The 24,663-nt window shown below is 73.0% G+C and carries 20 protein-coding genes; 8 read left to right on the top strand and 12 right to left on the bottom strand.

The genetic code is table 11. The features are described 5' to 3' along the window. Nucleotides 1–3: 3 nt before the first annotated feature. Nucleotides 4–801: a sugar phosphate isomerase/epimerase family protein gene (locus ACIGAQ_RS10530; RefSeq protein ID WP_399783103.1), complete on the top strand. Its 798-nt coding sequence runs from the start codon at nucleotides 4–6 to the stop codon at nucleotides 799–801. 173 nt (nucleotides 802–974) lie between these two features. Further along, nucleotides 975–2,144 carry a hypothetical protein gene (locus ACIGAQ_RS10525; protein ID WP_399781201.1) on the top strand — a complete coding sequence of 390 codons (1,170 nt, stop codon included), beginning with the start codon at nucleotides 975–977 and terminating at the stop codon, nucleotides 2,142–2,144. Here the strand turns inward: ACIGAQ_RS10525 and ACIGAQ_RS10520 are convergent. Beyond that, nucleotides 2,110–3,096 (bottom strand): EamA family transporter, encoded by a 987-nt coding sequence (locus tag ACIGAQ_RS10520; protein ID WP_399781198.1) that lies wholly within the window; start codon nucleotides 3,094–3,096, stop codon nucleotides 2,110–2,112. The genes ACIGAQ_RS10525 and ACIGAQ_RS10520 overlap by 35 nt on opposite strands. An 86-nt stretch (nucleotides 3,097–3,182) precedes the next feature. Between ACIGAQ_RS10520 and ACIGAQ_RS10515 the strand changes: the two genes are divergently transcribed. From ACIGAQ_RS10515 to ACIGAQ_RS10505, 3 genes are all read left to right on the top strand, one after another. Further along, on the top strand, nucleotides 3,183–4,100 hold the full coding sequence (locus ACIGAQ_RS10515; protein WP_399781195.1) for a LysR family transcriptional regulator: 918 nt from the start codon (nucleotides 3,183–3,185) through the stop codon (nucleotides 4,098–4,100). Between the two features lie 713 nt (nucleotides 4,101–4,813). Then, nucleotides 4,814–6,649, top strand: a complete 1,836-nt coding sequence (locus tag ACIGAQ_RS10510; RefSeq protein ID WP_399781192.1) for a glycoside hydrolase family 3 protein — start codon at nucleotides 4,814–4,816, stop codon at nucleotides 6,647–6,649. Between the two features lie 113 nt (nucleotides 6,650–6,762). Continuing rightward, entirely contained in the window at nucleotides 6,763–7,425 is a 663-nt protein-coding gene (locus ACIGAQ_RS10505) for a hypothetical protein (protein WP_311686440.1), read from the top strand. Between the two features lie 23 nt (nucleotides 7,426–7,448). Here the strand turns inward: ACIGAQ_RS10505 and ACIGAQ_RS10500 are convergent, their stop codons facing one another. The 6 genes from ACIGAQ_RS10500 to ACIGAQ_RS10475 all read right to left on the bottom strand — a co-directional run bounded on the left by ACIGAQ_RS10500 (nucleotide 7,449) and on the right by ACIGAQ_RS10475 (nucleotide 15,876). After that, complete coding sequence (locus ACIGAQ_RS10500) at nucleotides 7,449–7,994, bottom strand: hypothetical protein (protein WP_311686438.1); 546 nt, start codon at nucleotides 7,992–7,994, stop codon at nucleotides 7,449–7,451. Nucleotides 7,995–8,091: 97 nt separating this feature from the next. After that, complete coding sequence (locus ACIGAQ_RS10495; RefSeq protein WP_399781188.1) at nucleotides 8,092–9,522, bottom strand: S28 family serine protease; 1,431 nt, start codon at nucleotides 9,520–9,522, stop codon at nucleotides 8,092–8,094. 85 nt (nucleotides 9,523–9,607) lie between these two features. Continuing rightward, nucleotides 9,608–9,997 carry a hypothetical protein gene (locus ACIGAQ_RS10490; RefSeq protein WP_311686434.1) on the bottom strand — a complete coding sequence of 130 codons (390 nt, stop codon included), beginning with the start codon at nucleotides 9,995–9,997 and terminating at the stop codon, nucleotides 9,608–9,610. 121 nt (nucleotides 9,998–10,118) lie between these two features. Next, a complete protein-coding gene (locus tag ACIGAQ_RS10485; protein ID WP_399781184.1) occupies nucleotides 10,119–13,835 on the bottom strand; it encodes an ABC transporter ATP-binding protein in 3,717 nt (1,238 codons plus the stop codon). Between the two features lie 165 nt (nucleotides 13,836–14,000). Then, a complete protein-coding gene (locus tag ACIGAQ_RS10480; RefSeq protein WP_399781181.1) occupies nucleotides 14,001–14,966 on the bottom strand; it encodes an esterase-like activity of phytase family protein in 966 nt (321 codons plus the stop codon). Between the two features lie 58 nt (nucleotides 14,967–15,024). Continuing rightward, nucleotides 15,025–15,876 carry a serine hydrolase gene (locus ACIGAQ_RS10475; RefSeq protein ID WP_311686427.1) on the bottom strand — a complete coding sequence of 284 codons (852 nt, stop codon included), beginning with the start codon at nucleotides 15,874–15,876 and terminating at the stop codon, nucleotides 15,025–15,027. Between the two features lie 387 nt (nucleotides 15,877–16,263). On the opposite strand from ACIGAQ_RS10475, the gene ACIGAQ_RS10470 reads away from it, so the two are divergent. Next, nucleotides 16,264–16,851 (top strand): hypothetical protein, encoded by a 588-nt coding sequence (locus ACIGAQ_RS10470; protein ID WP_399781178.1) that lies wholly within the window; start codon nucleotides 16,264–16,266, stop codon nucleotides 16,849–16,851. A 74-nt stretch (nucleotides 16,852–16,925) separates the two neighbouring features. Then, nucleotides 16,926–17,333, top strand: coding sequence for an ATP-binding protein (locus tag ACIGAQ_RS10465; protein WP_362275080.1), 408 nt, complete (start codon nucleotides 16,926–16,928; stop codon nucleotides 17,331–17,333). 74 nt (nucleotides 17,334–17,407) lie between these two features. Here the strand turns inward: ACIGAQ_RS10465 and ppk2 are convergent, their stop codons facing one another. The 5 genes from ppk2 to ACIGAQ_RS10440 form a co-directional block, all read right to left on the bottom strand. Further along, complete coding sequence (ppk2, locus tag ACIGAQ_RS10460) at nucleotides 17,408–18,379, bottom strand: polyphosphate kinase 2 (protein ID WP_311686421.1); 972 nt, start codon at nucleotides 18,377–18,379, stop codon at nucleotides 17,408–17,410. A gap of 31 nt (nucleotides 18,380–18,410) precedes the next feature. After that, nucleotides 18,411–18,653, bottom strand: coding sequence for a DUF6411 family protein (locus tag ACIGAQ_RS10455; protein WP_311686419.1), 243 nt, complete (start codon nucleotides 18,651–18,653; stop codon nucleotides 18,411–18,413). A gap of 99 nt (nucleotides 18,654–18,752) precedes the next feature. Beyond that, the gene (locus ACIGAQ_RS10450; RefSeq protein WP_399781173.1) at nucleotides 18,753–20,438 is read right to left on the bottom strand and encodes a thiamine pyrophosphate-binding protein; all 1,686 of its coding nucleotides are present in this window, start codon (nucleotides 20,436–20,438) and stop codon (nucleotides 18,753–18,755) included. After that, a complete protein-coding gene (gene speB, locus ACIGAQ_RS10445) occupies nucleotides 20,435–21,415 on the bottom strand; it encodes an agmatinase (RefSeq protein WP_053674033.1) in 981 nt (326 codons plus the stop codon). Before speB ends, ACIGAQ_RS10450 begins: the two co-directional genes overlap by 4 nt. A gap of 56 nt (nucleotides 21,416–21,471) precedes the next feature. Beyond that, entirely contained in the window at nucleotides 21,472–22,938 is a 1,467-nt protein-coding gene (locus ACIGAQ_RS10440; protein ID WP_399781170.1) for a sodium:solute symporter, read from the bottom strand. 123 nt (nucleotides 22,939–23,061) lie between these two features. Between ACIGAQ_RS10440 and ACIGAQ_RS10435 the strand changes: the two genes are divergently transcribed. Continuing rightward, nucleotides 23,062–24,540 carry a PucR family transcriptional regulator ligand-binding domain-containing protein gene (locus tag ACIGAQ_RS10435; RefSeq protein ID WP_399781167.1) on the top strand — a complete coding sequence of 493 codons (1,479 nt, stop codon included), beginning with the start codon at nucleotides 23,062–23,064 and terminating at the stop codon, nucleotides 24,538–24,540. Nucleotides 24,541–24,663: the final 123 nt, after the last annotated feature.

The raw sequence follows: 24,663 nt of genomic DNA, 5'->3' as shown, positions 1-24,663 counted from the left end.
CAGATGACGGTGAAGCAGCTGTCACTGCCGGAACTGGTGACGGCGTGCGGCGACTTGGGCGTCCGCAACGTCGGCCTGTGGCGGGAGCCGGTGCAGGCGCACGGGCCAAAGGCCACGGCGAAGCTGGTCCGGGACGCGGGTCTGACGGTGACGACGTTGTGCCGGGGCGGCTTCCTCACCGCGATCGACCCGCGGGAGCGGGCCGAGGCCCTGGCCGACAACCGCCGCGCGGTCGACGAGGCGGCGACACTCGGCACGGACACGCTGGTCCTGGTCTCGGGCGGTCTCCCGGCGGGCTCGAAGGACCTGCACGGGGCGCGCGAGCGCATCGCGGACGCCCTCGGTGAACTGGGCCCGTACGCGGAGCGGCACGGTGTCCGCCTGGCGATCGAGCCGCTGCACCCGATGTTCGCCTCCGACCGCTGCGTGGTGTCCACGCTGGCCCAGGCCCTGGACCTCGCGGAGCGCTTCCCCGCGCACCAGGTGGGCGTCACGGTCGACACGTACCACGTCTGGTGGGACGACACGGCTCCCGCGCAGATCGCCCGCGCGGGCCGGGGCGGCCGCATCCACACCTTCCAGCTCGCCGACTGGACGACCCCCCTTCCGGAGGGCGTCCTCACCGGCCGCGGCCAGATCGGCGACGGCGTGATCGACATGCGCGCGTGGCAGGGGTACGTGGAGGACGCGGGCTACTCCGGGCCGATCGAAGTCGAGCTGTTCAACGACGGGTTGTGGTCCCGGGACGGGCGGGAGGTCCTGGCCGAGACGGCGGCGAGGTTCACCGAGCACACCCGCTGACCCGGCGGCGCACGAGGTCCGCCGCCCCGCCCCGCGCGGGCGAGGCGGCGGCCGTCGCTCCGGATGCAGGGGCCCCCGGGGCGTGACACGCTGTTGTCAAGGACTCGGCCGGCCGTACCGCTCTCTCTTCCCCTCACTTCCCGATCCGGAGAGCAGCCATGGCCGATTTCCTCGTGAACACCACGAAAGCCGGCGACCAGCTCCAGCCCGCCGTGGACGGGCTGTTCGGCACGCAGTTCCTGGAACTGTGGTCGGACGAGAGCGACTTCGTCATCAAGGGCCAGTTCCTGGACACCGACGGGGACAAGCTCGGGGACGAGATCGCCGTCACCACGCAACCGGCCCAGGGCCCGGGTGTGCGCCCACTGTGGCCGTCGGTGCTGTCCGCCGGGATCAGCGGTCAGTTCGCCGTCTGGCTGGAGACGCCCTTCGGCACGCCTCCGCCCACCCCGTCCGTGAAGCTCCAGCGGTTCGCGGAGGGCCGGATGGCCGGTCCGCAGACGCTGGTCACCGCGGACGCGGATCCGCAGGTCCGGCCGTCCCTGACGTTCATGATCGACGGTGGGGTGCTGGTCACCTGGGCGAGCCGGCGGGCCGACCAGCGCGTGCGGGCCCGGCGGTACCGCCCGGACGGCAGTCCGGCGACCCCGGAGTTCACGGTCAGCACCACCGAGGGCTTCCACGAGAATCCCGCCGCCTCGGTCCTGGCGGGCGGCAACGTGGTCGTCGCCTGGTCGACGGATCCCTCGTCGATCGGCGGCGGCCGGCTCACCCTGCGGTTCTTCGACTTCGAGGGCAATGCGCTGACGGGGGAGATCCGGCCCGATGTCGGCGGGTTCACCGGCGTCAACGCACTCACACTGCTCGACACCGATCGTTTCGTCGCCGCGCACATCGAACGCGTGCAGGACAGTGACCTGGGCCGGCCGCAGACCACGGTCGCGGTGAGCGTCTTCGAGGCCGACGGCACCGAGCTGTTCGACGTCACGGCCGGCACCCCGGTGGGCTTCACCCGGACGTCACCGGCCGTCTCCCGCCTGCCCGGCGGGCGCTTCCTGATGACGTGGATCGAGCAGAGCGCCGACACGTTCGACACGGTGCCCACGGTGATGGCCAAGGTCTGCTCGGACTCGCAGGGTTCGCTCGGCGACAAGGTGCAGGTCAGCACGGCGGCCGCCGGACGGCGGTTCCACACCTGCGCGGCCACGGCCTTCGGTGACGGCCAGGAGAGCGCGCTGGTCACGTGGGCCGACGACAGCGGCCTCGACGGCGACACGGGCCTCGGCGTACGGGCGCGCACCTACCACGTCAGCTCGCCCGGCCTGCTGGTCGACGCGTCCTGACGGCCGCTGCCGGGCCGGGTGCCGCCGCGGCCGGCGGGGCGGGCGGGGCCGGCGCGCCGGACGCGGTCGGCCCGGCGGGGCCGGCGCGGCGCGCGGGCCGGCGCGGTGTGAGGGACGTGAGCGCCACGCCGCCTACCAGCAGGGCCGCCGCGCACCAGCGCAGGGGGCTCACCGGCTCGTCCAGGAACAGTGCCGCCGACGACATGCCGAAGACCGGGACGAGGAGGGAGAAGGGCGCCACCGTGGAGGCGGGGTGGTGGCGCAGCAGGAAGCCCCAGGCACCGAAGCCGAACACGGTCGTGATCCAGGCGACGTAGACGACCGTGCCCGCGCCCTGCCAGTCCAGGGCGCGCAGGGCCGCCAGGTCGCGGGAGGGACCCTCGACGAGGAGGGAGAGGGCCAGCAGGGGCAGGACCGGGACGGTGCTGACCCAGACCATGAAGTTCAGGGAGTCGGTGGGGGCCGCCGTGCGGGTGAGGACGTTCGACGCGCCCCAGCAGGCGGCGGCCGCAACGACCAGCGCGAAGGCGCCGAGCGGGCCCGAGGCGCCCTCGTCGACCGCCGCCACCGCGATGCCGGCCAGGGCGACCAGCATGCCCAGCAGGCGCACGCGGGTGGGGCGTTCGCCGAGGACCAGGGCGGCGATGACCGCCGTGAAGACCGCCTGGATCTGCAGGACCAGGGAGGACAGGCCCGCCGGCATCCCGGCGTCCATGCCGACGAACAGCAGGCCGAACTTCGCCACCCCCAGGACGAGTCCCACGGCCACGATCCACTTCCAGGCCACCTTCGGACGGCCCACGAGGAACACGGCCGGGAGCGCCGCGGCGAGGAAGCGCAGCGCGGAGAAGAGCAGCGGCGGGAAGTGGTCCAGGCCGATCTCGATGACCGTGAAGTTGACGCCCCAGACGGCGGCGACCAGGACGGCGAGAGTGAGGTGTGAGGGGCGCATGCCGTGAGCATCGCCGCCCGGACCGTGAAGCACCAGCGATGATTCCTGCATGGTTGGATGAAGCATTGCTAATCGAAGGAGGACCCATGCTCGATCTCCAGCGGCTGCGCGCCCTGCACGCCGTCTCCGTGCACGGCACGGTCGGCGCCGCCGCCGTCGCGCTCGGGTACACGCCCTCCGCCGTGTCCCAGCAGATCGCCAAGCTGGAACGGGAGACCCGGACCGTCCTGCTGGAGCGCGAGGGCAGGGGCGTCCGGCTCACCGACGAGGCGCGGCAACTGGCCGCCACGGCGCAGGAGTTGCTGGCGATCGTGGAGCGGGCGGAGACCGCGCTGGAGGAGCGGCGGGGGCTGCCGGCCGGGCGGCTGACCGTCGCCGCGTTCGCGTCGGCGGCGCGGGGGCTGATGCCGGCCGTCCTCGCCGAGCTGGGCCGCAGGCACCCCGCCCTGGACGCACGGCTGACCGAGCTCGACCCGCACCTGTCCGTCGACCTGGTGGCCAAGGGTGCCGTCGACCTCGCCGTCGCGCACGACTGGGACATCGCGCCGCTGCCCGCCCCGCCCGGGGTGGAGCAGGCGGTCATCGGGGACGACCTGTGCGATCTGCTCGTGCCCGAGGGGCACCCCTTCGCCGGGCGGGACGCCGTGCGGCGGGAGGAGCTGGGCGGCGAGCGGTGGATCTGCCAACCGCCGGGCCGGGTCTGCCACGACTGGCTGCTGCGCACGCTGCGCGCGGCCGGGCACGAGCCGGACCTCGTGCACCAGGCCGACGAGAACCCCACCCTCGTCGCCCTCGTCGCGGCCGGGCTCGGAGTCGCCCTCATCCCCCGGCTGGGGCGCGGACCGCTGCCCGCCGGGGTGGTGGAGGTGGCCCTCGACCCGATGCCGGTACGGCGCCTGTACGCCTTGTGGCGAACGGGAGCGGCCCGCCGTCCGGCCATCGCCGAAACCGTACGCACCATCGCCGCCCACTGGCCGAAAGCCTCGTCACCGGCACCCTCCTGACGCTCCGTCGACCGGCACGGGCCGTCCGGACCGGCCCACCGACGCCCAGGGCGACGGCCCCCGACCGCCCGGGGCGCTCCCCGTCGAGCCGTGCCGGGCCGGGGTCGGCGGCCGGGCGGTGGGCTCGGCCCCGGGTCTTCCACCGGACCGCGCCCGGCCGGGGTCGACAGCCAGGGTGGCAGGGCCGGGTGGGCGCGCGGGAGCGCGTGACCGTGCCCTCGCCCGGGACAGCGCGCCCGGTCCGGGTCATGGGCCCGGGGCGGCCGGGTCTCCGTTCGGTCCGGCACAGGCGGCGGCCGGGTCGCAGGAGCGCTCGTTCTCGTCCGCGCGCCGTTCGATCCAGCCCGCGCGCCCCGTCCGGGCGGGGCTCTCGTGTCCCGGGAGTCCCTCGGTTCTCCCCCGTCCCGACTTGGGGGAATCGGGGCCGGGGCGGGAACCCGGGGTGGATGCGGGTCGTCCAATCGCAGGCTGCCGGAGAGTCACCACGGTGCGGTGTCGGCCCTCGCTGCTGGTGCGATCGCTGACCACCCTCTCCGCCGTACCGGGGCCGGCGGCACCGCCGCCATCGGCGCGCCCCCCTCCAACCGCGCCGGTGGCGGCCCCTCGTTGGTTACTGTGCATTCCCTTGACTGGCAGAAACTTCCCGGTTATTGGTGATCTCCTGGAAGTTTCCTTCAGCGGATCCCAGCGGATCACCTCCGGAAGGAGCGCACGTGCACGACACCGGCACGGGAAGCACGGGAAGCACCGCACAACCCTCCAGACGCACCCTCCTCGCCGCCGGCGCCGGCGTCACCGCCGCCCTCGCGGCCGCCGCACCCGCGTCCGCGGCCGGCGCCCCGGACGACGGCGGGCTCCGCGCCCTCGTCTCCCGCATGACGCTGGAGGAGAAGGTCGGACAGCTCTTCGTGATGCGGGTCTACGGCCACTCCGCCACCGCCCCCGACCAGGCCGACATCGACGCCAACCTCAAGGAGATCGGCGTCCGCACCGCCGCCGAACTCGTCGAGAGGTACCGGGTCGGCGGCATCATCTACTTCGCCTGGGCCCACAACACCCGTGAGCCGCACCAGATCGCCGACCTGTCCAACGGCATCCAGCAGGCCTCCCTCGGCCTGCCGCGCGGCCTGCCCGTGCTCATCTCCACCGACCAGGAGCACGGCATCGTGGCCCGCGTGGGCAAGCCCGCCACCCTCTTCCCGGGCGCCATGGCCCTGGGCGCGGGCGGCTCCCGCCCGGACGCCCGGACGGTGGGCCGGCTCGCCGGTGCCGAGCTGCGGGCCCTGGGCATCCGGCAGAACTACTCCCCCGTCGCCGACGTGAACGTCAACCCGGCCAACCCGGTCATCGGCGTACGGTCCTTCGGCGCCGACCCGCGGGCCGTGTCCGCGCTGGTGGCGGCCGAGGTGGCCGGGTACCAGCGCGCCGGGGTCGCCGCCACCGCCAAGCACTTTCCCGGGCACGGGGACACCAACGTCGACAGCCACACCGGCTTCCCCACCATCACGCACAGCCGGGAGCTGTGGGAGAAGCTGGACGCCCCGCCGTTCCGGGCGGCCATCGCCGCCGGCATCGACTCGATCATGACCGCGCACCTGATGGTCCCGGCCCTGGACGACTCCGGCGACCCGGCCACCCTCTCCCGGCCGATCCTCACCGGCATCCTGCGGGAACACCTCGGCTACGACGGTGTCGTGGTCACCGACTCCCTCGGCATGGAGGGCGTGCGCACCAAGTACGGCGACGACCGCGTGCCGGTGCTCGCGCTCAAGGCGGGCGTGGACCAACTGCTCAACCCGCCGGACCTGGACCTCGCCTGGAACGCCGTGCTGACCGCCGTACGCGAGGGTGAACTCACCGAGGCGCGCCTCGACGAATCGGTTCTGCGCATCCTGCGGCTGAAGGCGAGGCTGGGGCTGTTCCGCGCGCCGTACGTCGGTCACGCCGGTGTGGAGCGGACCGTCGGGACGCGGGGGCATCTGGCGGCGGCCGACCGGATCGCCGAGCGGACCACCACGCTGCTCGTCAACGAGGGGCGGCTGCTGCCGCTGTCCCGGCGCCGGCACCCCAGGGTGCTGGTCGTGGGCGCCGATCCGGCCTCGCCGTCGGGGACGACCGGCCCGCCCACGGGCGTGCTCGCCGGCGCGCTGTCGGAGCTGGGCTTCACCGCCACCGCCCTGCCGACCGGCACCGCGCCCTCCGCCACGACGATCGCGCGGGCGGTGGCGGCGGCGCGGGACGTCGACGCGGTGGTGGCCGCCACGTACAACGTCACCGCGGGCAGCGGCCAGAGGACGCTGGTCGAGCAGCTCGTGGCGACGGGCAGGCCGGTCGTGGCGGTCGCGATCCGCAACCCCTACGACGTGGCCCTGTTGCCGTCCGTGCCGGCCCTCCTGGCCGCCTACTCCTGGACCGACGTCGAACTGCGGGCCGCCGCCCGGGTGATCGCGGGACGCGTGAAGCCCCGGGGGCGGCTGCCGGTCCCGGTGCAGCGGGCGGATGATCCGGAGCAGGTGCTGTACCCGGTCGGGTACGGGCTGACGTACTAGACGTACGTCATGGAACGGGCGCACCACCCCCAAGGTGCGCAAACCACCCCGTATGCCTGGCGTGCGCCCGCCCGTGCGGGTCACGCTGGGCGAGGGCACTCGGGGGGTCGGCGATGCGCAGGAGAAGTGCGGCGGGGGTGGTGTGGGGGCTGCTGGTGCTGCTCGGGGCGCTGCTGACCGGGTGCCAGAGCCCGTCGGGGGGCGGGACGGAGGACGGCCGGCTGGGTGAGCCGGCCTCCGGGACCGGCCGGACCTCCACGGTCTCGCCGGCGCCGACGCGGCCGTCCGGGTACGGGGCGGTGTTCCTCGCGGTCGGCGAGTGCAGCTCGTTCGGGACGACCAGCTTCTCCGAGGTGCCGTGCACGGGGGAACGGGCGGCGGCCCGGGTCGTGACACGGCACGACGGGACGGTGCGGGACGGACCGCGCTGCCCGGCGACCACGGACTTCGTGCTGCACATCAGCGAGCAGCGGCCCTCCTCCGACGAGGACGGTGACGGGGCGGTGCCGCAGGGCTACGCCTGCATGCGCAACCTCCAGCCGCCGCACCCGGGCGATCCGGGCGGCGGGGGCGGGCCGCGCACCATCGTCGGCGACTGCGTCTACAGCTCCGGTGACGGGCAGGTCCGCGAGACGGCCTGCGACGGCGAGGGCGAGCGGGAACCGGAGTACAAGGTGACGCGGGCGGTGCCGAAGCGATCCGGCTGCCCCGACTCGACCGCCCTGTACGTCCGCCTCGGCGGAGACCGGCCCGTGGGGTGCGCCCGGCCGCTGTGAGCGGCCTTCCGCCCTCGCCCGTCTCAGCGCATCAGCCCTCTGCGGGACGGTCTCCGCCGGGCCTCGGCCATCCGGTCACGGACGTGCTCGGGGGGCAGGTCCGCCGCCAGCCGGGCCAGTTCCTCGAAGGTCGACAGATAGGTGCCGCTGCCGCCCTCGCCCCGCAGCTCCCTCTCCCGCTCCACGAACGGCCGGACGGCCTGCCAGACCGAGACGATCCGGGTGCGCAGGACCGTGACCAGCAGGGTCTGGTCGAGCAGACCGAAGACGGCGAGGTTGGCGAACGACTGGTAGTAGTAGACGACGCTGCAGAAGGACGCCTTGGCCTCGGCCGGCAGCCCGCGCACTCCGTGCACCGGGTCGTGCTCGGCCGCCAGGCGGGTGCACACGTAGTCGTGCTGCTCGTGGAACTCCGCGGACCGGAACTCCCTGAGCAGGTCGATCAGCACCGATATGTGGTTGGCGTGCTGAGCGGTGCGGGCCTGCCGTGTGCCGAACACGATGGAGGTCACCACTGCGACGACGGCGATGGCCGTGGTCACCACGTTGAAGACGACAGAACTGTCCATCCCGTCACCGTACGGAGCATTCACCGCGGGCGTGGGGACAAGCGAACCGCCCCTCGGCCCGGAGGCCGAGGGGCGGTCGAGCGCGGGAGTCGTCCGGTCACGGACGCAGCGTCATCTCCCGCTGCACGTCCCGCTTGTCGAGCTTGGCGTCGAACTTCGCCAGCGGCTTCGCCGCCCGCGGGTCGGCCTGCACCGCGCTCGGGGCGACACCCGCCCAGTCGAGGATGCGGGCGGTGGCGAGCGCCTTCTGCTCGGGCACGAGGCCCGCGACGTTGGCGCCGTGGTTCATGCCCGGGGCGGTCATGACGTAGGAGTCCTTCGCGCCCTTGCCGAGGCGGAACGGCTCCGCGCTCCACGGGTCGTTCTGGCCGTTGACGAACAGCATGTGGCGGGCGTTGTGCCGGACCCAGCTGTCGACGTCCCGCATCGCCTGCGGCTGGAACCGCATGGGGATGTCACGCGGGACGAAGTTGCGCGGCGGCTGGTAGCCGTAGCGGATGTACTGCTTCTCGATGTGCGGGAAGCGGATCGTCGGCGCGCCGAGCTGCGTGCCGGCCTGGTAGTAGTACGGCGTGTAGGTCGACAGGCCCTGGTCGGCGTAGGCGGAGAAGCCGGAGATGGTGTCGACGGAGGTCCAGATCTCGTCGTCGGTGGCGTTCTTCGCGTCGGCCGGGATCTGGTCGCAGTCGGACAGCCCGCTGTACTGCCAGAAGCCCCACACGTAGTCCAGGACGGTCGCCTCGTAGGCCTTGTCCAGGTTGCCGATGGTGGTGAAGGTGAGGCCGTTCTCCTCGGCGTACGCCGCGTACTTGCGCTCCAGCGGCTCGCGGCGCACCAGCGCCTCGCGCTGCACGGCGTTCAGCCGGTCGCGGCACTCCTTGGTGCCGACGGTGGCGAAGAAGCGGTCGTAGGCCGAGTCCTCCTTGTTCACGACGTCGTTGGGGGCGACGTAGGCGACGACGCCGTCCATGTCGCGCGGGTAGAAGCGCTCGTAGTAGGTGGCGGTCATGCCGCCCTTCGAGCCGCCCGTGGAGAGCCACTTCTTGCCGTAGATGCCCTTCAGGGCCGTGAAGACGCGGTGCTGGTCGCTGGCGGCCTGCCAGATGTCCAGCTTCGACCAGTCGGCCGGCTGGGGCCGGGACGGGGTGAAGAAGCGGTACTCCAGGGAGACCTGGTTGCCGTCCACGATCTGCGTGGGCTCGCTGCGGCGGGGCGTCGTGGAGACGTTGTAGCCGCTGGTGAAGAACACCGTCGGGCGGGCGACGTCCTTGTGCAGCACGGTGATGCGCTGCTGGAAGGTGCCCTTGGACGGCCTGCGGTGGTCGATCGGCTGCGTGTAGTTCAGGACGAAGAAGCGGTAACCCGCGTACGGCTTCTCCTCGACCAGGCTCATGCCCGGTACGGAGAGCAGTCTCTCCTTGATGTCAGTGGTGCCGGCCTCCGGCCCGGCGGCGGTGGCCGCCCCGGCCGTGCTCAACGTGCCTATGAGCACCGTGAGCGCCAGCAGCCATCTGAGCGCCTTGCGCATGCGCACTCCCCTGTGAGACAGATGTGCGCCGGAAGCTAGCGGACCAACTCACCCGAGCACCAGGGGACATAGGGAAAACCCTGTGTCAGCACAGGATCCAGCCGGAGCTGTAACGCCCTGCTCCGACCCGGCCCTTGAGCCAGACGCAGCGGCGCCCGGCGTGCACGGTCACCGGTCCCGCGCGGTAGGCGTACCTGCCCTCGTCGACGACCGGGCGGTTGCCGCGCGCCTGCACGCTCACCTTCATCGTGCGCTTCACGCCGGGCCGCTTGGCGAGGGTCACGGCGCAGACGTAGCCGCCGCGCTTGTAGACGAGCACGGTGCCGGTGGAGAACGGCAGCGTGCGGACCTTGCGGCCGGGGCAGTGCGCGGAGGCGGCCTGGGCCTCGCCCGGGGCCACGACCGCGAGCAGGCCGGAGGCGGTCAGCACGGCCAGGCCGAGCGCGAGCCGCCGGCGTATCGCTCCACTGTCCACTGTCGTCCTCCCGTACCGCGTCGTCCGCGACCATCGGCGTACGGCTGTACGGACGCATGACGTATGTCGGATGGTTGCACGGCCGTTACGGAAACGCGGTCGGGGACCTCGGTCAGGGACCTCAGCGGGACGCGGCGACCGGCTCCTCCGGCTCGGCGCCGATGAACGTCCGCCACAACTCGGCGTACCGGCCGCCGCGCGCGAGCAGCTCCTCGTGCGTGCCGTCCTCGGCGACCCGGCCGTGGTCCATGACGACGACCCGGTCGGCGCGGGCGGCGGTGGTCAGGCGGTGGGCGACGACCAGGGTGGTGCGGCGGCCCGCGATCCGGTCGGTGGCCTGGTTGACCTGGGCCTCGGTGGCCAGGTCCAGGGCGGCGGTGGCCTCGTCGAGCAGCAGCACGTCCGGGTCGACCAGCTCGGCCCGGGCGAGGGCGATCAGCTGGCGCTGCCCGGCGGAGAGGTTGCGGCCGCGCTCGGCGACCTCGTGGAGGTAGCCGCCCTCCAGGGTGGCGATCATGTCGTGGGCGCCGACCGCGCGGGCCGCCGCCTCCACCTCGGCGTCGGTGGCGTCGGGGCGGCCGTAGGCGATGGCGTCGCGGACGGTGCCCTGGAACAGGTACGCCTCCTGCGGGACGACCCCCAGACGGTGCCGGTAGGAGGTGAGGTCCAGGGTCCGCAGGTCGGCGCCGTCGACGGTGACCCGGCCGCCGGTCGGGTCGTAGAAGCGGGCCACGAGCTTGACGAGGGTGGACTTGCCCGCGCCGGTCTCGCCGACGAACGCGACGGTCTGCCCGGCCGGGATGCGCAGGTCGACCCCGACCAGCGCCTCCTCGTCGTCCCCGTACGCGAAGTGCACGTCCTCGAACGCGATCTCACCGCGCAGGGAGAGGACTTCGCGGGGTTCGTCGGCGGACTTCGTCGACGTGGGCTCCCGCAGCAGCTCCTGGATGCGGCCCAGCGAGACGGACGCCTGCTGGTAGCCGTCGAAGACCTGGGAGAGCTGCTGCACGGGCGCGAAGAACAGGTCGATGTAGAGCAGGTACGCCACCAGGGAGCCGATCGCCAGCGTGCCGTCGTCGACCCGGGCCCCGCCCACGATCAGCACGGCCGCGGCCGCCACGGACGACAGGAACTGCACGAACGGGAAGTACACGGAGATCAGCCACTGGCCCCGGATGCGGGCCCGGCGGTAGCTGTCGCTGCGCTCGGCGAACCGCCGCCCGCCGTCGCGCTCGCGCCGGAAGGCCTGCACGATCCGCAGTCCCGAGACCGACTCCTGGAGGTCGGCGTTGACCGCCGACACGCGCTCACGAGCCAGCTCGTAGGCCTTCACACTGGCCCGGCGGAAGAAGAACGTGGCGATGATCAGCGGCGGCAGCGTCGCGAAGACGACCAGGGCCAGCTGCACGTCGATGACCAGCAGGGCGACCATGATGCCGAAGAACGTGACGACCGAGACGAACGCCGTGACCAGGCCCGTCTGCAGGAACGTCGACAGCGCGTCGACGTCGGTCGTCATCCGGGTCATGATCCGGCCGGTCAGCTCGCGCTCGTAGTAGTCGAGACCGAGGCGCTGGAGCTGGGCGAAGATCTTCAGGCGGAGGGAGTACAGCACCCGCTCGCCGGTGCGTCCGGTCATGCGGGTCTCGCCGACCTGGGCCGCCCACTGCACGAGCACGGTCAGCAGCGCGAGCAGGGACGCCGCCCACACGGCGCCGAGGGCGGCCTGGGTGACGCCCGAGTCGATGCCGTGCCGGATCAGCACCGGCAGCAGCAGGCCCATGCCCGCGTCGGTGGCGACCAGGGCGAGGCTGACCAGCAGGGGCAACCCGAAGCCGCGCAGCAGCCGGCGCAGGCCGTAGGACTCCTCCGGCCGGACGGCCCGTGCCTCGTCGACGTCCGGCACGTCGGTGGCCGGCGGCAGCGCCTCGACCTGGGCGAGGAGTTCGGGGGTGGCGGGGCTCTCGGCGAGGGCCGGGTCCTTGCGCTCGCGGTCACCGCTCCACAGCCGCGGCGTGACCCCGCGCTCGGCGTCGAACTCGGCGTCCAGCTCGTCCCGGACGGAGGTGTCCTCCTCGGGACAGGCGGGCGGGGTGTGGCCCGGGGAGACCGCGCCCAGTTCGTCGGGGTCGGTGAGCAGGCGCCGGTAGAGCGCCGAGCGCTCCTGGAGTTCCTCGTGGGTGCCGATGTCGGCGAGCCGGCCGCCGTCCAGGACGGCGATGCGGTCGGCGAGGTTCAGGGTGGAGCGGCGGTGGGCGATCAGCAGGGTCGTCCGGCCGCGCATGACGCCCTTGAGCGCCTCGTGGATCTCGTGCTCGACGCGGGCGTCCACGGCGGAGGTGGCGTCGTCCAGGACCAGCAGACGCGGGTCGCTGAGAATGGCGCGGGCGAGGGCCACGCGCTGGCGCTGACCGCCGGAGAGGGTGAGGCCGTGTTCGCCGACGGTGGTGTCGTAGCCGTCGGGCAGCTCGGCGATGAACCGGTCCGCCTGGGCGGCGCGGGCGGCCTTCTCGATCTGCTCCCGGGTGGCGTCCGGACGCCCGTAGGCGATGTTGTTGCGGACGGTGTCGGAGAAGAGGAACGAGTCCTCGGGGACCAGGCCGATCGCGGACCGCAGCGACTCCAGGGACAGCTCGCGCACGTCGTGGCCGCCGACCAGGACGGCACCGCGGGTGACGTCGTAGAAGCGCGGCAGGAGCAGGGAGACGGTGGACTTGCCGGAGCCGGAGGAGCCGACGACGGCGAGGGTCTCGCCGGGGCGGATCTCGAAGGAGAGCCCGTCGAGGACCGGGCGGCCGTCCTCGTAGCCGAAGGAGACGTCGTCGAACTCGACGGTCGCCGGGGCGTCGGCGGGCAGTTCCTTGGTGCCGTCGGTCAGGGACGGCTCGGTGTCGATCAGCTCCAGGACCCGCTCGGTGCCGGCGCGGGCCTGCTGGCCGACCGTGAGCACCACGGCGAGCATGCGGACCGGGCCGACCAGCTGGGCGAGGTAGGTGGAGAAGGCGACGAACGTGCCGAGCGTGATGTGCCCGCGCACCGCCAGCCAGCCGCCGAGGGCCAGCATGGCGACCTGGCCGAGGGCGGGCACGGACTGCAGGGCCGGGGTGTAGACGGAGTTCAGGCGGATGGTGCGCAGCCGGCCCGCGAAGAGCCTGCGGCTGACGTCCCGGAGCTTGCCGGTCTCCTGCTCCTCCTGCCCGAAGCCCTTGACCACGCGCACGCCGCTGACGGCGCCGTCGACCACGCCCGCGACGGCGGCGGCCTGGGCCTGGGCGTACCAGGTGGAGGGGTGCAGCCGGGTGCGGCTGCGCTTGGCGATCCACCACAGGGCGGGCGCCACGGCCAGGGCGACCAGGGTGAGCGGCACGGACAGCCAGGCCATGATCACCAGGGAGATCAGGAACAGCATGAAGTTCCCGATGGTCATCGGGAGCATGAAGAGCAGGCCCTGGATCAGCTGCAGGTCGCTGGTGGCGCGGCCGACGACCTGGCCGGTGGACAGTTCGTCCTGGCGGCGGCCGTCGAGCCGGGTGATCGTGCCGAACATGTCCGTGCGCAGGTCGTGCTGCACGTCGAGGGCGAGGCGGCCGCCGTAGTAGCGGCGGACGTAGGTGAGGACGTACACGACCAGGGCGGCGGCGACGAGCAGGCCCGCCCAGGTGGTCATGTCCCTGGTGTGGTCGGTGATGACGTCGTCGATGATCACCTTGGTGATCAGCGGGACGAGGGCCATCACGGCCATGCCGGCGAGGGAGGAGCCGAGAGCGAGGACGACGTCCTTCGGGTGACGCCACGCGTACGCCCACAGTCGCCGTGCCCATCCCCGTTTCGGTGTCACACCGGTGCCTTCCACTCGTCCTGCTCTGCCGGAAGGCACCAACGTCGTGGGCAGCGGTTTTCATCCCGCGCCGCCGTGTCCCCGACCGACGGACGAGGAATGTCGTCCCCCGGACCTAGGTCGTCTGATCATGCGTGCCGCGCGCCAGGTGTCCGGGAGATGTGGTCAGAGGCGGATCCGCAGGGCGTAGAAGCGGGTCGTCTGGGCCGGGTTCTCGTTGTCGTCGCTGGCCAGGACGACCTTCAGGCGGCCCCGGTCGCGGCCGGTGACCGTCATGGCCTCGATGTTGTCCAGGAGCGGGTTGGGCTGGGGCTGCTTGGCCGTGGCTCCCAGGGACGGGCAGGTCACGAGGTCGGTGAGCAGTCTCTTGCGCAGGCCGTGGCGGAGGTCGGCCAGGTAGAGGCGGACCGTGTTGCCGACCCCGGCCGTGAAGCCGCGCTCCAGGACCAGGAGGCGGCCGTCGGGGGTCGCCCGGATCTCGGGGACGCCGAGGCCGGGGTCCGTGCGGTAGGTGTACTGGGCGCCCGGCCGGAAGTGGGAGCCGTGGCGCTGCCAGGTCTGGAAGCGGACGGTGTCGGCCGGGTCGCCGGCCAGGGGGTACTCCATGGACGCGACCAGGGTGCGGCCGCCGGGCAGCAGGGTCAGGCCCTCGAAGGTGCCGTTGGCCCGGCCCCGGCCGGCGGGAGCCACGCGCAGCTCGTCCGGGACGGGGAGCCGGTCGAGGATCTCGCCGGTGCGGGAGTGGCGGCGTACGGACGGCTCGGTCTCGGAGGAGACGAGGTACGTGCCGTCCCGGTCGGCGACCAGTCCCTCGGAGTCGAGCGCGGTCCCGTTCTCGTCGGAGAGCGGGAGCACGGACCGGGGCCGCAGCGTCCGCGGGTCCAGGCGGAACAGGGCCGAGCGGTCGGAGAGCGCGGCCAGGGAGCCGTCCCGGTCGACGGCCAGGGCGGAGAGGTTGCCGACGACGGTGTTCTGGTACGTCGTCTTGTCGAGCGCGTCCGAGTAGCGGTCGAGGGAGACGGACGGCGAGCAGGCGTGGGGCGTCGACGCCTGGGCGGGGCCGGCGGCGGTCAGGCACGTGGCCGCCGCCAGACCCGCCGTGAGCAGGGCGAGGTGGGTTCTCAAGGGCATGGGCGTCACCGTAGGGCGGGCCGGTGACGCCCGGTGGGCGGCGCGGTGAAGCGTCGGCTCAGCTCGCGGCCAGGTCCCGGTGGATGACCTTGGCCACCGCCTGGATGGTGGCGATGCCGTAGTTCATCGTGCTGTTGCCGTGCGTGAGCACGCTCATCGTGTAGTCGTGGCCGCCGCCCTTGAAGGCGCCGATGCTGTGCACCCGCCAGCCGTTCGTGGAGCGCTGCAGCCAGCCGTTCTTGACGGCGACGGTGACGCCCGCGGGCACGCCGTACGGAGTGCCCCAGCGCTGGGACGAGACGACCTGGCTCATCAGCTTGAGGATGTAGGCGCGGGAGTTGTCGCTCAGCACCGTGTTCTTGCCGGTGATGAGCTTCAGCAGCTTCTGCTCGTCGGTGACGGTGATCTGGGTCAGGCCCCAGTAGCCGTTCGCGCCGGGCTTGGTCTGGGTCATGCCGGCCGCGGCGAGGAAGCCCTTGATCTTCGTCATGCCGAGCTGCTTCCACAGGGTGGAGGTCGCGGCGTTGTCCGACTTGGTGATCATGGCCTTCGCGAGGGTGTTCTCGCGGTCGGTCAGGTACCGGTTGGTCTTCTTCGCGTCCCACAGCAGCGTGGCGAGGACGGTGACCTTGACGACACTGGCCGAGTCGTAGGCCGAACTCGCGCGCAGCGTGCAGGTGGTGTTGGTGCTGCGGTCGTGGAAACCGAGGGCGACCGTGCCCTTGCGGGTGGCGAGCGCGGCGGTGATGTCCTTCTTCAGCTTGGTGGCCAGAGCGGCCTTGGCCGAGGTGCAGGTCACGGCCGGCGTGGCAGCGGCGGCGGGCGTGGCGGCGGCGACGAGCGGCACGAGCACACCCGTGCCCACGGCCGCCGCCAGCACTCTCGCGCGGCGGGATATCCCAGGAGTCATGCACGTCTTGACTCACGGACCCGCGGCAAAGGTTGTAGGCGTTGCCCAAGGCTTGTGCGATTCGTTACCGGACGCGGCGCGCTCACGGGTGGGTGCGGGAGCACGGCTCGGCGGTCGAGGAGCGTGACTACAGCAACGGCACGAACTCCGGTCCGAGTTCCGGGCCGGGCACGGACACCCCGTCGCGGCCGAACCGGTCGACGGCCCACCGCCCGGACCCGGCCGACGTCGGCTGACGCCCCGTCACCCGGCCCGCCGGAACCCGTGACCGGCCCCGGCCCCTCGGTCCGGGGCCGGCCCGGCGTCCCCGATCATGGACACCGGTGTCCGGCGACCGGTGAAGGGAAGCACAGGGTGGGCTACTGCCTCGAGATGAGCACCGGCGACATGAGAACGGTGGTGCGGCTGCTCACCGCGGTGGAGCGCACCGAGCAGCAGGAGCGCACGCTGGCCCGGATCCGCACGGAGTGCGAGCGCACCGACGCCCGGTTCGAGGAGCAGGGCATCGCCCTCGACGTGTCCATCGGCCGGGCCCTGGACGAGCTGATCGAGGGCGCTCCGAGCACCGACCTGTGCCCCGCGTACAGCTACGCCTTCTACCAGGTGGTCGCGGCGCACTTCTCGGACCCGACCGACCTCGGTGCCTGGCGGCGCCCGGCGTGGTTCGGCACCCTGGACGACGAACTGGCCCGGCACGGCGTCCCGTCCGACCTGCTCCCCGGCACCTTCCTGTTCAGCGGCCCGCCGCTGCCCCTGCCCCATCCCGGTGACGCCGTGCCCGCCATCGGCACCCTGCCGGCCCGGCGGGCCGCCGCGCTCGCCGGGACCTACACGTCCGTGCTGGACCGGCTCGACCCCGAATTCCGTGACGCGGCCCGCCGGTTCGCCGACGTCATGCGGTTCGAGGCGCGGGAGTGGGAGAACGCACGCACGCGCGGCGGGAATCCGGACACGCTGCTGTTCTGGTTCCACTGACCCCATGTCTGGTGGTGCGGACGCCGGGTACCCGGTCCGGGCAGGCTGAGGACCGAGGGAGATGAGGTCGTGCGGTGGCGGTGAAGGCGATGGGTTGGGCTCACTCGTTCCCCATGTCCGAGGGGGTGCGCGCCGGGCGGGACTGGACACGCGAGCGCCTCGCGTCCCTGCCGTGGGCCGCCGCGGAGCCGGACACGGTGGACGCCGTCGTCCTGGCCGTGTCCGAACTGATCACCAACGCGCACGTCCACGCGCACAGCGACGCCCATCTGGTCCTCACCTGGGACGGCGACTGCCTCCATGTGAGCGTCCACGACGAGGACCCCACTCTGCCCCGCCCGCGCCGGTCGGAGCCGGGGGACGTCGGCGGCCGTGGCGTGGCCATCGTGCAGCAGCTCGCCGACGAGTGGGGGATGCGCTGCCAGCGGCACGGCAAGTCGGTGACCGCGTGCTTCCGCCCCGCCGACGCGGCCGCAGAGTGACGCCCCACCGCAGAGTGACACCCCCGGGGAGGGCTCCCTCCCCGGGGGTGTGATCGCAGGCGATGGCGCCGGGGTCAGGCGGTCTCCGGGTGACGGCCGGGCCCCTCGGCGCCGGAGGACAGCGGGGTGGGTGACAGGGTCGTGTCCTCCTCACCGGGCTCCAGGAGGGTGTCGGCGGCGCCGACGATGAGCGGGTCGGGCGTGCCGACCGCCTCGTGGTCCTTGCTGGCGTAGTCGATGCGCGACAGCAGACTGCGCATGGTCTCCAGCCGGGCGCGCCGCTTGTCGTTGCTCTTGACCACGGTCCAGGGGGCGTGCGCGGTGTCCGTGGCGCGGAACATGTCGACCTTCGCCTCGGTGTAGTCGTCCCACAGGTCCAGCGAGGCCAGGTCGGTCGGGGAGAGCTTCCACTGGCGCACCGGGTCGACCTGCCGTATCGCGAAACGGGTGCGCTGCTCCGCGCGGGAGACGGAGAACCAGAACTTCACCAGCAGGACGCCGTCGTCGACCAGCATCCGCTCGAAGGCCGGGCACTGGTCGAGGAACAGCTCGTACTCGTCCTTGGAACAGAAGCCCATGACCCGCTCCACGCCGGCCCGGTTGTACCAGGACCGGTCGAAGAAGACGATCTCCCCGGCGGTGGGCAGGTGCGCGATGTACCGCTGGAAGTACCACTGGCCCGTCTCGCGCTCGGTGGGCTTGTCCAGGGCGACCACGCGGGCGCCGCGCGGGTTGAGCCGCTCGATGAACCGCTGGATCGTGCCGCCCTTGCCCGCCGCGTCACGCCCCTCGCACACGACGACCACGCGGGCGCCGGTGTCCTTGACCCACCGCTGGAGCTTGAGCAGCTCGATCTGCAGGATGCGTTTGGTGCGCTCGTACTCCTTGCGCCCCACCTTGCGGTCGTACGGGTAGTTCTCCCGCCAGGTGCGGATGGGGCGCCCGTCGGCGTCCAGGACGATCGGCTGCTCGCGTCTGCTGTCGTCGACGGTGAGCCCGTCGAGCAGCTTGTCGGCGTCGCCGTTCCCGGCGTTCTCGGCGTTCATGTCCGTGCTCCCCGCTCGGCCCGCGCGCCGGTCAGAAGGGCAGGCGGCCGCGGGTGCGGCGGCCCGCCGAACCGCTGCGGCTCACCGCGCGCGAGCTGGTGTGGAAGGGCTTGCTGAACAGCCGGCCCAGCGGGCCGGGCGCCTTGCCGCCGGCCCGGGCGCCGGCGCCGAGCGTGCGCTGCGTGCCGCGTTCGGGATGGCGGGACAGGCGGGGTACGAGGAAGGCCAGGACGGCCAGGACGACGCAGACGGCTATGACGGCGGCGATTGCCATGATGTGTTCCCCTTCGCTGGTCGGCGGATACACAGGTGCCCCGTCCTGGCCCTCCCATGTGAGGAGCGGGGAACTCCGGCCGGCCGGTCCGGCCGCCGCTCAGTCCAGGTGCGTCGGCGCGAACATCCGCAGCACGGCGGGGAGCAGGACCACCGAGGGCCCGGGCGTGCGCAGCGCCTTCGCGAGGTCCTGCTCCAGGTGCTCCGGGGTGGTGCGGATCCCGGGGACGCCGAAGGACTCGGCCAGGGCCACGTAGTCGGGCCGGGTGAGTTCGGTCGCGGTGGCCTCGCCGAACGCGTCGGTCATGTACTCGCGCAGGATGCCGTAGCCGCCGTCGTCGACGATCAGCCAGGTGACGTCCAGGTCGTACTGGCGGGCCGTCGCCAGCTCGGCGATCGAGTACAGGGCACCGCCGTCGCCGGAGACGGCGAGGACCGGCCGGGTCGGGTCGGCCGCGGCGGCGCCGAGCGCGGCCGGGAAGGCGTACCCGAGACCGCCGGCGCCCTGGGCGGAGTGCAGGTGGTTGGGGCCTTTGGCGTCGAAGGCCGACCAGGCCCAGTACGCCAGGATGGTCATGTCCCAGAAGGACGGGGAGTCGGCCGGCAGCGCCTTGCGCACCGAGGCCAGCACGTCCTGCTCCAGGGTGAGGTCCTGGGCGGCGATGCGGTCGGTGACCTTGGCGAGCACGGCCCGGACGCGGTCCGCCGCCGTCGCGTCCTCGCGGGGCGACACCGTCTCCAGCAGGGCCTGGAGGGCCAGCCGGGCGTCGGCGTGGATGCCGAGGGCGGGGTGGTTGGACTCCAGCTTGCCGAGGTCGGCCTCGATCTGGATCATCCGGCCGCGCGGCTGGAACGTGTGGTAGTTCGAGGAGAGTTCGCCGAGCCCCGAGCCGACGACCAGCAGGACGTCGGCGTCCTCCAGGAAGTCGGTGGTGTGCCGGTCCTCGATCCAGGACTGGAGCGAGAGCGGGTGGTTCCAGGGAAAGGCGCCCTTGCCGCCGGGGGTCGTGACGACCGGCGCCCGCAGCGTCTCCGCCAGCTGCTTCAGCTTGCCGGAGGCGTCGGCGCGGACCACTCCCCCGCCCGCGATGATCGCCGGCCGGGACGCGTGCGACAGCAGGTGCGCGGCGACGGCGGTGAGCTCGGGGCGGGGCGGCAGCTCCTCGGGGAAGGCGTCGCCGCCGGTCACCACCGGGATCGCCGTCTGCGCGAGCAGCACGTCCTGCGGGATCTCCACCCACACCGGCCCGTGCGGGGCGGTCAGCGCCGACTTCCAGGCCGCCTCGATCGCGGAGGGGATCTGCGACGGGGTGCGGACGGTGTGGACGGACTTCACCACGCCCCGGAACGAGGCCGCCTGGTCGGGCAGTTCGTGCAGGTAGCCGTGGCGCCCGCCGCCGAGGCCCGCGGTCGGCACCTGGCTGCTGATCGCCAGCACGGGCGCGGAGGCGGCCGCCGCCTCCTGGAGCGCGGCGAGGGACGTCAGCGCGCCCGGCCCGGTCGACAGCAGCAGCGGCGCGGCCTCACCGGTGATCCGGCCGTAGGCGTCGGCGGCGAACCCGGCGTTGTTCTCCACGCGCAGGCCGATGTACCTGAGGTCGGAGCGGCGCAGCGCGTCGAACATGCCGAGCGCGTGCTGGCCGGGCAGACCGAAGACGGTCGTCGCGCCCAGGGCGGCCAGGGTCTCCACGACCAGGTCCCCGCCGTTGCGGCCGTCCGGAGGGTTGAGGGCGGCCTCCGTCTGGGCGGGCGTCGGGCGGAGCACCAGGTCGTGGTCGTGGGTCACTTGGCTTCCGAGTCCTTCCGGGCCGCGGCGATCTGGCGGGACATGATCGTGGTCAGTTCGTACGCCGTGTGGGAGGCGGCCACCGACGTGATCTCCGCGTGATCGTACGCGGGGGCCACCTCGACGACGTCCGCCGAGACCAGGTTGCAGGAGGCCAGGCCGCGCAGGATCTCCAGCAGTTCGCGCGAGGTCATGCCGCCGGCCTCGGGCGTGCCGGTGCCGGGGGCGTGGGCCGGGTCGAGGCAGTCGATGTCGATGGAGATGTACAGCGGCCGGTCGCCGATGCGCTGGCGGAGCTGGTCGGCGACCTCGTCGGCGCCGCGGCGGTAGACGTCGGCCGAGGTGACGATGCCGAAGCCCATCTTCTCGTCGTCGGTGAGGTCCTGCTTGCCGTACAGCGGGCCGCGGGTGCCGACGTGGGAGAGGGCCTCGGTGTCGAGGATGCCCTCCTCGACCGCGCGGCGGAACGGGGTGCCGTGCGTGTACTCGGCGCCGAAGTAGGTGTCCCAGGTGTCCAGGTGGGCGTCGAAGTGCAGCAGGGCCACGGGGCCGTGCTTCTTCGCGACCGAGCGCAGCAGGGGCAGCGCGATGGTGTGGTCGCCGCCGAGGGTCATCAGCCGGGCGCCCGTGCCGAGCAGGTCGTCGGCGGCGGCCTCGACGGTCTCCACGGCCTCGTTGATGTTGAACGGGTTCACGGCGATGTCGCCGCCGTCCGCGACCTGCGCCAGGGCGAACGGGGAGGCGTCCTGCGCCGGGTTGTAGGGGCGCAGCAGCCGGGACGCCTCGCGGATCGCGTTGCCGCCGAAGCGGGCGCCCGGCCGGTACGAGACACCCGAGTCGAACGGCACGCCCACGACGGCGACGTCGGCCCGGCCGACCTCGTCCAGCCGGGGCAGCCGGGCGAAGGTGGCGGGGCCGGCGTACCGCGGGACGCGGGAGGAGTCGACGGGCCCGCGGGGAGTCTCGTTGCTGCTCATGGAGAAATGCCTTCTTTCCTACGCTTCATCGCGTATGTACTGCTTGCCCTATGACTCTACTGGGAAGCCGGGACCGGTTCGGACGCGAGTTCGGGGGACCGGCCCGCGAGCCGCTCCCGCCAGGCGGCCAGCACGGCGGCGTCGGTGGCCGGGGTGGCCGGCGAGACGATCACGTACGCGGCGAGCGAGGCGAGCAGGCCGTAGTAGACGGGCTCGTTGGCGAGGATCCCGTGGGTCGCCATCAGCACGACGACCGCGACTCCGCCGACCACCACGGAGGCCAGGGCGCCGTAGACCGTGCCGCGCTTCCACACCAGGCCGCCGAGGATCGGCACGAGCAGTCCGCCGACCAGGAGGTTGTACGCGACGGTCAGCGCCTCCACGACGTTGTCGATCGCGATGGCCGTGCCGATCACCGCCAGGCCCATGAGCAGGATGAAGGCCCGGTTGCCCTTCACCTCGTCGTGGTCGCCGGCCGGTGCGTCCGCGCCGGTCCCGCGCAGCCGGGACCAGATGTCGTTGTTGGCGACGGTGGCGCAGGCGATCAGCGCGCCGGAGGAGGTCGACATCACGGCGGCCAGCGCGGCGGCGAGCACCAGCCCGCGCACGCCCATGGGCAGTTCGTCCTTCACGATGGTCGCGAAGGCGTCGTCCGGGCTGCCCAGCTTCGGGTACAGCACCTTGGCGGCCGTGCCGATGACCGCGCCGGCGAGGGCGTAGGCGAGGCAGTAGGTGCCGGCGATGGTGCCGCCCCACTTCGCGGTGCGGTCGCTGCGGGCGGTGAAGACGCGCTGCCAGATGTCCTGCCCGATGAGCATGCCGAACGTGTAGATCAGCACGTACGTGAAGATCGTCTCGCCGCCGATGCCGAGCGGGTCGAAGTACTCGGTGGGCAGCTGCGCCTTCATCTCGGCGAACCCGCCGGCCTTGACGACGGCGATGGGCAGCAGGAGCAGCAGCACGCCGATGGTCTTGACGACGAACTGCACCATGTCGGTCAGCGTGATCGACCACATGCCGCCGAGGGTCGAGTAGGCGACGACGATCGAGCCGCCGAGGACGATCGCCAGCGTGCGGTTGAGGTCGAACAGGACGTCGAAGATCGTGGCGTAGGCGATGGTCGAGGTCACCGCCAGCATCAGCGTGTACGCCCACATGACGAGCCCGGAGATGATCCCGGCCCGGCCGCCGCCGTAGCGCAGGTCGAGCATCTCCGAGACGGTGTACACCTTCAGCCGGGCGATGCGGGCGGAGAAGAAGACGGACAGGGCGAGCAGGCCCAGGCCGATGGTGAAGACCATCCAGGCACCGGACAGGCCGTACTGGTAGCCGAGTCCGACACCGCCGATGGTGGAGGCGCCGCCGAGGACGATCGCCGCCATGGTGCCGGAGTACATGGCCGGGCCGAGGCGGCGGCCGGCCACCAGGAACTCGCTCTTGGAGCGGGCGCGGCGCATGCCCCACCAGCCCATGGCCAGCATTCCGGCCAGGTAGACGACGATCACGAGGTAGTCGACGGCCATGGGGCCTCCTTCGCACGCGCTCGCTCGTTGGGGGACGAGCACTGACCTTAGGTGGCCGGAAAGCGACTGCGAAGTGTACGTTTCATCCATTCGAGGCGGCCCTGGATGGAGGGAACGCACACCATGCCCGAGCCCGCCGTCCCACCCACCCCGCCGGTCGCGCTGGACGCCCTGCTGGCCCGCGAGGACCTCGCGCTGACGCAGATCGCCGGACCGCCCGCCGCCGGCACCGCCGTCCACTGGGTGCACACCTCGGAGATGGCCGACCCGTACCCGTACCTGCTGGGCGGGGAACTGCTGCTCACGGCGGGGGTGCACATCCCGGAGGCGGCCGGGACGGGGACCTACTTCGACGACTACGTGTCCCGGATCGTCGCGGCGGGCGGCGCGGCCCTCGGCTTCGGGGTGGCCCCGGTGCACGACACGGTGCCGAGGGCGCTGGTCGAGGCGTGCGAGGCGCACGGCCTGCCGCTGCTGGAGGTGCCGCCGCAGACCACCTTCTCGGGCGTGGCCCGCGCGGTGTGGCAGCTGATGTCCCGGGCCCGCCTGTCCGAACTGCGCCGGGTGACCGAGGCCCAGCAGAGCCTCGCCTCGGCCGCCTCCCGCCCCGACCCGGTCCCGTCCGTGCTGCGGCAGCTCGCCCGGCGGCTGGGCGGCTGGGCGGTGCTCCACGGCCCGGAGGGTGCGGTGGTCGCGGAGGGCGGACGGGAGCCGGGCGACGAGGCGCGCGAGGCCCTCGCCCGCCTGGCGGAGGTGGTGCGGCCGTCCGGGGACGAGGCCGGACGCCCCGTGCCCGCCTCCGCGACGGACACCGTCGCCGGCACGCACCTGGCCTCCTACGCATTGGGCGCCGGTCCCGGCTTCGTGCTCGGGGTGGCCGCCCCGCGGCGGGCCGCCGGGGACCACACCGTCGCCTCCGTCGCCGCCGTGCTGCTCTCCCTGCTCACCGGCGAGCAGCAGAGCGGCACGGGCGCGGCCCGTTCGGCGGCGCTGGTACGGCTGCTGCTGGGCGCCGCTCCCGAGGACGTCGCCGGGCTGCTCGGCGGCGGGCGGTGGCTGGTCGTGCACGCCCGGCCGGAGCCGGAGGCCGCCGTCGACCCGGTCGCCGCCTCCGCGCTGGGGGCCGCGCTCGGCTCCGCCCTGGTCGACCCGGCGGGCGACGTCGTCCGCGTCCTGGTCCCGGCCGGCCGGGCACCCGCCCCGCTGCCCGGCTGGACCCTGGGCGTCAGCGCCGCCGTCGCACCGTCCGACTGGCCCCTCGCCGACGCCCAGGCCGCGCGTGCCCTGGCCCGGGCCCGCGCGACCCGGGCCCCGCTGGTCCGGCACGGCGCCCGTCCCACGCTGGCCGACCTGGTGCCGGGCGAGGAGGCCGCGGCCCACGCCCGGGCCCTGCTCGCCCCCGTCGCGGCGCAGCCCGCGCTCACCGAGACCCTGCGCACCTGGCTCTCCCTGCACGGCAGTTGGGACCGCACGGCCGTCGCCCTGTCCGTGCACCGCAACACCGTCCGCCAGCGCGTCGCCCGCTGCGCCCGGCTGCTGGAGACGGACCTCGACGACCCGGACGTCCGCATGGAACTGTGGTTCGCGCTGCGGCACGTCTGAGGACATGAGCCGAGTACGTCATCCGGGTACGTGATCCGAGTACGTGATCTGAGTACGTGAGCGGGGTCCCGCTGAGTACGTGACGCACGTCCCAGCGTGCGATACGCCAGGGACGCCCCCGGG

The organism is Streptomyces sp. NPDC085932 (assembly GCF_044540525.1).
GTDB lineage: Bacteria > Actinomycetota > Actinomycetes > Streptomycetales > Streptomycetaceae > Streptomyces > Streptomyces levis.
The sequence above is the reverse complement of the archived record's forward strand: the minus strand, read 5'-3'. Positions and strand labels throughout refer to the sequence as shown.

Bases quoted from the DNA above. Each gene is read 5' to 3' on its own strand.
- ACIGAQ_RS10495 (WP_399781188.1), bottom strand. From the start codon at position 9,522: ATGCGCAAGGCGCTCAGATGGCTGCTGGCGCTCACGGTGCTCATAGGC.
- ACIGAQ_RS10480 (WP_399781181.1), bottom strand. From the start codon at position 14,966: ATGCCCTTGAGAACCCACCTCGCCCTGCTCACGGCGGGTCTGGCGGCG.
- ACIGAQ_RS10435 (WP_399781167.1), top strand. From the start codon at position 23,062: ATGCCCGAGCCCGCCGTCCCACCCACCCCGCCGGTCGCGCTGGACGCC.
- ACIGAQ_RS10530 (WP_399783103.1), top strand. From the start codon at position 4: ATGACGGTGAAGCAGCTGTCACTGCCGGAACTGGTGACGGCGTGCGGC.
- speB (WP_053674033.1), bottom strand. From the start codon at position 21,415: ATGAGCAGCAACGAGACTCCCCGCGGGCCCGTCGACTCCTCCCGCGTC.
- ACIGAQ_RS10455 (WP_311686419.1), bottom strand. From the start codon at position 18,653: ATGGCAATCGCCGCCGTCATAGCCGTCTGCGTCGTCCTGGCCGTCCTG.
- ACIGAQ_RS10475 (WP_311686427.1), bottom strand. From the start codon at position 15,876: ATGACTCCTGGGATATCCCGCCGCGCGAGAGTGCTGGCGGCGGCCGTG.
- ACIGAQ_RS10505 (WP_311686440.1), top strand. From the start codon at position 6,763: ATGCGCAGGAGAAGTGCGGCGGGGGTGGTGTGGGGGCTGCTGGTGCTG.
- ACIGAQ_RS10440 (WP_399781170.1), bottom strand. From the start codon at position 22,938: ATGGCCGTCGACTACCTCGTGATCGTCGTCTACCTGGCCGGAATGCTG.
- ACIGAQ_RS10500 (WP_311686438.1), bottom strand. From the start codon at position 7,994: ATGGACAGTTCTGTCGTCTTCAACGTGGTGACCACGGCCATCGCCGTC.
- ACIGAQ_RS10470 (WP_399781178.1), top strand. From the start codon at position 16,264: ATGAGAACGGTGGTGCGGCTGCTCACCGCGGTGGAGCGCACCGAGCAG.
- ACIGAQ_RS10520 (WP_399781198.1), bottom strand. From the start codon at position 3,096: ATGCGCCCCTCACACCTCACTCTCGCCGTCCTGGTCGCCGCCGTCTGG.
- ppk2 (WP_311686421.1), bottom strand. From the start codon at position 18,379: ATGAACGCCGAGAACGCCGGGAACGGCGACGCCGACAAGCTGCTCGAC.
- ACIGAQ_RS10515 (WP_399781195.1), top strand. From the start codon at position 3,183: ATGCTCGATCTCCAGCGGCTGCGCGCCCTGCACGCCGTCTCCGTGCAC.